The 7,765-nt window shown below is 62.9% G+C and carries 7 protein-coding genes, 1 tRNA gene and 1 pseudogene; 7 read left to right on the forward strand and 2 right to left on the reverse strand.

All coding sequences use genetic code 11. The features are described 5' to 3' along the window. Together EOC93_RS31335 and EOC93_RS31340 are read right to left on the reverse strand one after the other, a co-directional pair. Positions 1–216 (reverse strand): annotated as a pseudogene (locus EOC93_RS31335) (DUF167 family protein); the annotation flags it as partial. Between the two features lie 19 nt (positions 217–235). Beyond that, complete coding sequence (locus EOC93_RS31340; protein ID WP_023800489.1) at positions 236–526, reverse strand: YggT family protein; 291 nt, start codon at positions 524–526, stop codon at positions 236–238. 163 nt (positions 527–689) lie between these two features. On the opposite strand from EOC93_RS31340, the gene EOC93_RS31345 reads away from it, so the two are divergent. From EOC93_RS31345 to EOC93_RS31375, 7 genes are all read left to right on the forward strand, one after another. Beyond that, a tRNA-Ala gene (locus EOC93_RS31345) sits at positions 690–765 on the forward strand. Positions 766–1,121: 356 nt separating this feature from the next. Then, positions 1,122–2,567 (forward strand): carotenoid oxygenase family protein, encoded by a 1,446-nt coding sequence (locus EOC93_RS31350; protein WP_095485027.1) that lies wholly within the window; start codon positions 1,122–1,124, stop codon positions 2,565–2,567. Between the two features lie 495 nt (positions 2,568–3,062). Then, the gene (locus EOC93_RS31355; RefSeq protein WP_127206554.1) at positions 3,063–4,010 is read left to right on the forward strand and encodes a hypothetical protein; all 948 of its coding nucleotides are present in this window, start codon (positions 3,063–3,065) and stop codon (positions 4,008–4,010) included. Between the two features lie 60 nt (positions 4,011–4,070). Further along, on the forward strand, positions 4,071–4,751 hold the full coding sequence (locus tag EOC93_RS35170; RefSeq protein ID WP_127206555.1) for a hypothetical protein: 681 nt from the start codon (positions 4,071–4,073) through the stop codon (positions 4,749–4,751). Positions 4,752–5,059: 308 nt separating this feature from the next. After that, complete coding sequence (locus tag EOC93_RS31365) at positions 5,060–5,971, forward strand: MurR/RpiR family transcriptional regulator (protein WP_127206556.1); 912 nt, start codon at positions 5,060–5,062, stop codon at positions 5,969–5,971. A gap of 73 nt (positions 5,972–6,044) precedes the next feature. Beyond that, entirely contained in the window at positions 6,045–6,827 is a 783-nt protein-coding gene (locus EOC93_RS31370; protein ID WP_127206557.1) for an SDR family oxidoreductase, read from the forward strand. After that, on the forward strand, positions 6,803–7,765 hold a 963-nt coding region (locus EOC93_RS31375), incomplete at its 3' end, for a mannitol dehydrogenase family protein (RefSeq protein ID WP_164759356.1). The genes EOC93_RS31370 and EOC93_RS31375, both read left to right, overlap by 25 nt.

Here is a 7,765-nt window from a genome sequence, read left to right on the forward strand (position 1 = left end):
GACGACCGAAACGGCCGATCGCGGCACTCCCAGCGCCTTGGCGACCAGCCGTTCGAGCGTTTGATTGGCGGCGCCGTTTTCCGGCACGGCGCGGACGCGAGCCTTCAGATGGCTTCGCCCGTCTGCCGAAATCTCGATGCCTTCGAGCTTGTCCATCGCCGCTTTCGGCGTCAGCCGGACGAATAGGTCGACGCCGTCGTTACGTGGGCGAAACGGCCCAGTCTTCGAATGGCCGTCAGACGACCAGCGGCGCCACCGTGGTGAGCAGGAACTGCCGGAGGAAGAACAGGATCAGAAGCAGGATGATCGGCGAAATGTCGATCCCGCCGAGGTCGGGCAAGAAGCGGCGGATCGGCCGCAGCGCCGGCTCGGTCAGCCGGAAGAGCATGTTGCTGACGCTATCGACGAACTGGTTGCGCGAGTTGACGACGTTGAAGGCGTAGAGCCACGAGAAAATCGCCGAAGCGATGATGATCCACCAATAAATGTCAAGCGCCAGGACAATGGTCTGAATGAGGGCTATCATGCCGGTCTCCGATTGTTGCCGACATGTAGCCATTACGGGCGAAAGCGGCAAGAGCCGCTGTCCGCGGCAGGCCACGTCGATGGCTCGCCGCGCGGCTTTTTTGGGCAAAACGCCGTCTTGACAGGAAACCGCCACGCCCGATAAATGCGCCCATCCGCTGGACGGGGCTGTAGCTCAGCTGGGAGAGCGCGTCGTTCGCAATGACGAGGTCAGGAGTTCGATCCTCCTCAGCTCCACCAGCGGGATATCCCAAATATCTGATTTCGCTGCCAGCGAACGGTTTTTCCGTTGGCTGGGGCTGTGGTTCGCTCAGCCGGTCATCCCTTGTCCGGCACGGCGGCAGTTGCATACGGGCGGATGACGAAGGTTCACCGCCGCGCCGACGGCCTATGACGCCCAGGATCGTGCCATACCCGGTTCTGTCTGGATCACAAACAAGATCGGCGACCTGCTGGCGAGGCTGATTGATCCCGCTGCGTCAGGAACTTGGCAGGAAGTTGGTCCGGCTCTACGGCTCGGATGCGAAACATCGGCGACGCTGACGCGTTAAACGGCAGGGAGGGCGGAGGCACCAGGCGAAGTGAAGGAGGCTGGAATGCCTGAAGCGAAGGGCCGTTACGCACTGGGCTTCACCACACTCGAACAGGAGGTCGATCAACTGCCGTTGCAGGTGGAGGGCGAATTGCCGGCGTGGCTCACCGGCCGGCTTCTCCGAACCGGGCCTGCGAAATTCGAGGTGGGCCGGCAAGCCTATACGCATTGGTTCGACGGTCTCGCCATGCTCCACGCCTTCGACTTCAGCGATGGCGCGGTCCGCTATTCCAACCGCTTCATCCGCTCGCAATCCTATTGCGAGGCGATGGAGAAGGGTCGCATCGCGCGCGGCGAATTCATGACGGATCCGTGCCGCACACTTTTCGGCCGCGTGATGGCGATCTTCAACCCAAAGCTGACCGACAATGCGAATGTCAATGTCTCCGTGCTGGCCGGCGAGATCGTCGCGCTGACCGAGACGCCGATGCCGATCCGCTTCGATCCGCACACGCTCAAAACGCACGGCCGGCTCCAATTCAGTCGGGCGATCAAGGGGCAGATCTCGACTGCGCATCCGCACAGCGACGGCGAGCGCGGCTACTCGTACGTCATCGAGATGGGGCGCCGCAGCACGTATCGCCTGTTCGTCGACGAAAGCGGCATGCAGCGTGTCCTGGCCGAATTGCCCGTCGATCGGCCGAGCTACATGCATTCCTTCGGCATGTCGGAACGCTATTTGGTGCTGACGGAGTTTCCGCTTCGGGTGAACCCGCTCAAGCTCGTCTTCTCAGGCAGACCCTTCATCACAAACTATCGCTGGCAACCGGAGTTCGGCACCGTATTCACAGTGATCGATAAGTCGACCGGCGCTGTCGCCGCCCGTGCCAGGGCGGCGTCGTGCTTCTGCTTTCACCACGTCAATGCCTTCGAGGCGGACGGCGCGCTGCTGGTGGACCTCCTCGCCTATCCCGATGCGAGAATCATCGACGAGCTGCGCCTCGACCGGCTGCGCTCCGGAGCGCAGGTCAACCCGACCTCGACCTTGACGCGGTACCGCATTCCGCTCGACGGTAGCCCTTCTGCGGCTGTCGAGATCGAGCCGGAATCGCTCTGCGGCACACGCATCGAGTTGCCGCGCATCGACTATTCCCGCCGCGCCGGCAGATCGTATCGCTGCGTATGGGGAGCCGGCCAAAGTGAACCGGACAGCTTCCTCGACACTATAGCCAAGGTCGAGCTTTCAGCCACCGCGCCGGCGACCGTGACGACCTGGGCCGAACCGGGCTGCTATGCTGGCGAGCCTGTTTATGTGGCGCGGCCGACCGGCGCCGAGGAAGACGACGGCGTCCTGTTGTCCGTCGTGCTCGATGTCGGCGCCGGCACGTCATTCCTGCTTGTGCTCGACGCCGCGACGCTCGCCAAACGCGCCCGGGCCTCCGTCCCGCATCACATCCCCTTTGGCTTTCACGGCAACTATTTTGCACCCCTGGATCGATCCGCGCGCTGACCGATGCCAAGTGCCGGCCACTGCACAGAACCCCTTCACCGGTGAAATCGGCCGCATCCCGTGTGGCCGTAGATGCGGCTGTATTTATTGACCGTTCTGGGACCTGCATGCTCGGCACACATGGGAACAAAGCAGGCGTCCAGGCCCCTACTTGCGGAATTCGAGGCAACGGCCGCCGCGACGAACTTCACGCCAGGGCGTCGTCGACGACACCGGGCACCTGGCCGCGCGCGGCGCGTCGCTTCATCACAATGAAGGGCGACATTCGCAGGCGTCTACGGGATCATCCTGTCCGGGGGGTAAAATAAGGAGCACCGCGGATGGCAGCAGTAGGTCTTTACAGATGCCCGAGGAATCCATCTTGGACCCGGTGTGCTGGAAAGGGCGAAAGGCAGCTACGTCGCAGAGAACCTTTACCGCGAAGGTGGCTATCAGCCGGACTTCGACATGTGTCCGTCGCGCTAGGTAGGCGGCGATCTTGAGGAGTCTCCCATCGTGAAGATTTCGTCCACATTTCGTTCCGTCGCGGTTGCCGTCATCGCCGCCGCGGGAGTCAGCGTTGCCAGCGCCGCGCAACTCAAGGAGGGTGTGCAGACGCCGCCCGGCGAGCATGAAATGGCTTTACGCCGCGAATTGGCCGCAGCACGAGCGGAGCTAGAAATTATGCAGCGCGAGGCACGTGACGCAAGCGCCCAGGCACACGCACTGGCAAACACGGCGGCTAAGCAAGCACAAGCCCTAAAAGAACAGCAGCAAATAGACGAAGCGCTGGAGACGGCGCAGCGCGTTATCGAAGACTTTAGGGCCGAAGCCATTCTCTGGGACCGCGAGAAGGCCGCCGGAGCGCACCCCTCTATGGAAGCCTCTCAGGTTGCTGCGAAGCAAGCGCTTGATGAGGAGAGGCACAAGGTTGAACTCTTGGAACAAGAACTCACCACGGCTCGCCAAACTATCGACGCTCTTAAGACAGGCGCAAACCTGGCCGCGGTCGAGAAGAGCAACGCCATAAAGGACCGATCGGTGGTCGAGACCGCTCTAAAGCAAGCTGGAGAAGCACTCGAACTGGAACGCGAACGAGCAGATTTAGCTGCGCGCGACCTCGACATTGTTCGCAAGGAACGCGACGCTTCAAAACAGATCTCGGCAGAGTTGAGTGCGGCGCTGGAGAAAGAGCGTGAAAGGGCTATCGGTCTAGGCCGCAGCCTCAGTGCCGCGCGTGAGGCGATCGACATCGTCAAGGATAAGCGTCGCACTGCGGCTTTGGAGCGCGCGCCGAAATCACGTACCCCACTTGCAAGTACGCTATCGCGTTCGGGCGCCCAACCAGCCCATAAACCGGGCTTGCCGAAAAAACGGAAAGTGAAGGCAAAAAAGTCACCACATCCTGTTCTGCCGGCAACCATCGCTCTTCCCGCCGCATTGCTCCCGACGCGACCACTGTGAAGCTCGACCTATGCCAGTGAAGACTAGTGAGCGAAATGTATGCCGCAGGGGAGTATCACAATGAAAAAGTACGTCGCAGCCGTGTTGACGATCGGGATCGCAATCGGGCCTGCCTCGGCTCTTGACGCAGGTTTAGGCGGTAAGGCCGGCGGCCTCGGGGTCGGTGCTGGAGTGAGCGCCAGCTCGCAAGGCGCATCTGTGGGGGTGGGCACGAGCGTCGACGGTGTGGGTGGAGCAAACATTGGAGCTTCGGTCGGCGCAGGATCACTCGACGCAGGCGTTAGCCCTTCGACGGGTGTCGGCGTGGGCGACGATCCGTCCGCCGAAAACGGAACGAGTACCGGTCCCGGTAGTCCGGCCGCAGTCACGGCAGCCACTGCCTCTCCCAAGACCGGCAAGCAATCGATCGCCCTGCCACCCGCTCTCAGGCCTTCCAAAGCCGGTGAGGGCGACTCCACGAAGGGGTATCCCTTTGGATCTTTCAGACCACTGAAAGCGAAACCCGGTACGCCAGCTGCGGTCGTGCGAGCCTGCCGCGCGGCGATCATGTCCGCTGCGACGCCGCTTGGCGCCGTCCGTGTCCACGCGGTAAGCGCAGGCGCCTTGCGTCAACGTCGGGGCGCACTCACGGCGCCGATCGAGGTGCGAATAGACTACGCAAGACAAGGCGGCATCGAAGTTCGGCGGGCGCGGGTCGGCTGTCGCCTCGATGCGGCGGGCAGGGTCACCGCAGTGAAATAACACCAACAGGCATTTTCGGGTCCGAGAACAATGCGGCGGCAACCAGCGTGATCTGGTCGTCGAGCCGCATGGCCGACCGCCAAGCGTTGGCGCGTCGATCCGTCAGCGATTGCAAAGACCATGATTGAGAACTCCGTTCCGAAGATGTGGAATGCGACTATAAAATTTCCGCCGCCGTTTTCGAACATGATTTCCAATTTTTGTTTTGTAAAACGATCGTGCCGCGCTAGCCTAGGAGCCTGTCATGACCTTGGGAGGACGGTTCGGGTGACGAGACACAGCTTGTTCGACGCCGCCTTCCCTGTGCCATGAGCGGAGCGCGCAGATCGTCCGACCAAGCTGGCACTGGTGGCAGCGACGTGACCACGACCCGCAAGCGCGGCCGCTCGCTTGCCGCGCTCGGCTACACCAAGCCGCAGACCTACGAAGAACTGCGCGCCGTATTGTCGTCCGGCACCGTCCATTTTCCGAAACGCCTGCGCCAGGTTGCCATCTTCCTGTGGCAGCATCCGAGCGACGTCGCGCTTGGCACGATCGCGCAGGTCGCCGAGCAGGCCGGTGTGCAGCCCTCGACGCTTGTTCGTTTTGCGCAGATCTTCGGCTACGCCGGCTTTTCCGATTTCCAGGGTCTTTTCAAGGATCACGTCAAAGGCTCCTGGCCCGAGGGACGGGCGCGCGACGGACAGGAACGGGCGGCCACCGAGCCCAACGCCAATCTGCATTTTCTCAATGGCATGGTCGGCGCCTCGCAGGCTTCGCTCGGCCGCATCGACAATAACTTCGACATTGCCAGCTTCGAGCTCATGGTCGATCTGCTGGCTTCCGCCGACCTGATCTATGTGATCGGCAGCAAACGCGCCTTTCCCGTCACCACCTATCTCTCGCTCACTCTGTCGCAACAGGGCGTGCGCAACGTGCTGGTCGACAATGTCGGTTCCACCGCGCTTGACCAGGTCGGCTGCATCGGCAAGCGCGACGTCGTGCTGGCGGTCTCCTTCAGTCCCTATAACTCGATCACGCCGGACCTTGTCGCTGTCGCCCATGAGCGAAAGGCGCGCATCGTCACCATCACCGACAGCACGTTTTCTCCCCTGATCAAGCTGTCGGATACATGGCTGGAAGTGGTTGAGTCCGACTTTGCCGGCTTCCGCTCGCTTGCCGCTTCGCTCGCCGTCGGCATGGCCCTTGTCCACGGTGTTGTCGCGCGCCGTACGGCCTGAGACGGATGCGATTGACTATCGGGAATTGGTGTTCCATATCTAGAAAAATAGAAACTTTATTCCGGGAGGAGGAATGGAGCTTCGGCTAGACGACAAGGTGGTGCTGGTCACCGGTGCGACGCAAGGCATCGGCCGGGCGATCGCCGAGACGCTTGCGCACTCAGGCGCCGGCGGCCTGCTGGTCACCGGCCGCGAGCCGGTGCGTGGCGCCGAAGTCGCCGCAGCGCTTTCAGAGATAGGCACGCCGACCGCTTTCGTCGCCGCCGATCTGGCTGATACCACGGCGCCGGCGCGGCTGGTCGAGGAATGCGTCGGCCACTTCGGGCGCATCGACGCGCTGGTCAATGCCGCCGGCCTGACCAACCGCGCCTCGTTTCTCGATGCCGGCCTCGACGACTGGGCGGCGCTGTTCGCCGTCAACGCGCGGGCGCCATTCTTCCTGATGCAGGCGGCCATCGCGCAGATGATCAAGCAAGGTCATGGCGGCGCCATCGTCAACATCCTGTCGATCAACGCGCATTGCGGCTCGCCCGAACTGGCGATCTATTCCGCCACCAAGGGCGCGCTCGCCACGCTGACCCGCAATGCCGCCAATGCGCATCGTTTCGACCGCATCCGCGTCAACGGCATCAATGTCGGCTGGACCGACACGCCGGCCGAACGCTTCATGCAGGCCGAGACGCTGGGCCACGGCCCAGGCTGGCTCGACGCCGCCAATGCGTCGCAGCCTTTCGGGAGGCTGCTGGCGGCCGACGAAGTGGCGAACCTTGCCGTGTTCCTGCTCTCCGACGCCTCCGGGCCGATGACCGGCGCCCTGATCGACCAGGAGCAATGGGTCGTCGGGGCGAACCGGTGAGCACTTCAACGCCCCCCGAAACGCTCGGCCCAGAACTCATTAGCCGGCTTTCTTCCTCCGTCCAAAAACCATCCTATGATCGGGCCGCACTTGTCCCGGGGATGGCTCATATCGGTGTCGGCGCCTTCCACCGCTGCCACCAGGCGGAGTACACCGACGATCTTCTTTCGCGCCGTTTCGATCGCTGGGGCGTGGTCGGCATCAACATCCGCGCACCATACTTGTCGGAAACGCTGGGCTGGCAGGGCGGCCTCTACACGCGCCTGATCCGCGAAGACAGCCAAGTCGAGGCGCGAATCATCGGCAGCATCGTCAGGGTTGTCGACAGCCAGGAGAGTGCGGCACCCGCGCTCGGCGTGCTGGCTTCCGCCGGCATCGAGATGGTCACGATGACCGTGACGGAGAAAGGCTATTGCCACATCCCGTCCAGCGGCGCGTTGGATCTGGCGCACCCGGACGTCGTCCACGATCTCGCCAATCCACTGGAACCGCGAAGCGTGCCGGGCATTCTGGCGCGGGCGCTTGAATTGCGCATGGCCTCGCACAGCCGTCCGGTGACGCTGCTCTCCTGCGACAACATCCCGACCAACGGCATCATCCTGGAGAACGTCGTGCAGGCTTTGGCCAGCCGGCGCGGCAATGGCCTGTCGGACTGGATCGCGGCCAACGTCGCCTTTCCCTCGGCCATGGTCGACCGCATCGCGCCAGCGACCTCTGAGGCCGATATCGAGACCGTGGAGCAGCATTTCGGCTACCGCGATGCCGCTGTCGTCGTCGGCGAGCCGTTCCGGCAATGGGTGATCGAGCAGAAATTCGCCGGCCGCGTGCCGCGATGGGACCGGGTTGGCGCGACGTTCGTCGGCGACGTCACCCCCTTCGAGCACCTCAAGATGCGGGTGCTCAACGGCGCCCAGACCACGCTTGCCTATCTCGGAGTG

The sequence above is a fragment of the Mesorhizobium sp. M6A.T.Ce.TU.002.03.1.1 genome, assembly GCF_003997275.1.
Lineage (GTDB): Bacteria > Pseudomonadota > Alphaproteobacteria > Rhizobiales > Rhizobiaceae > Mesorhizobium > Mesorhizobium mediterraneum.

Excerpts from the sequence above, each read along its gene's own strand:
- EOC93_RS31340 (WP_023800489.1), bottom strand. The coding sequence starts at position 526 with ATGATAGCCCTCATTCAGACCATTGTCCTGGCGCTTGACATTTATTGG.
- EOC93_RS31365 (WP_127206556.1), top strand. The coding sequence starts at position 5,060 with ATGAGCGGAGCGCGCAGATCGTCCGACCAAGCTGGCACTGGTGGCAGC.
- EOC93_RS31370 (WP_127206557.1), top strand. The coding sequence starts at position 6,045 with ATGGAGCTTCGGCTAGACGACAAGGTGGTGCTGGTCACCGGTGCGACG.
- EOC93_RS31350 (WP_095485027.1), top strand. The coding sequence starts at position 1,122 with ATGCCTGAAGCGAAGGGCCGTTACGCACTGGGCTTCACCACACTCGAA.
- EOC93_RS35170 (WP_127206555.1), top strand. The coding sequence starts at position 4,071 with ATGAAAAAGTACGTCGCAGCCGTGTTGACGATCGGGATCGCAATCGGG.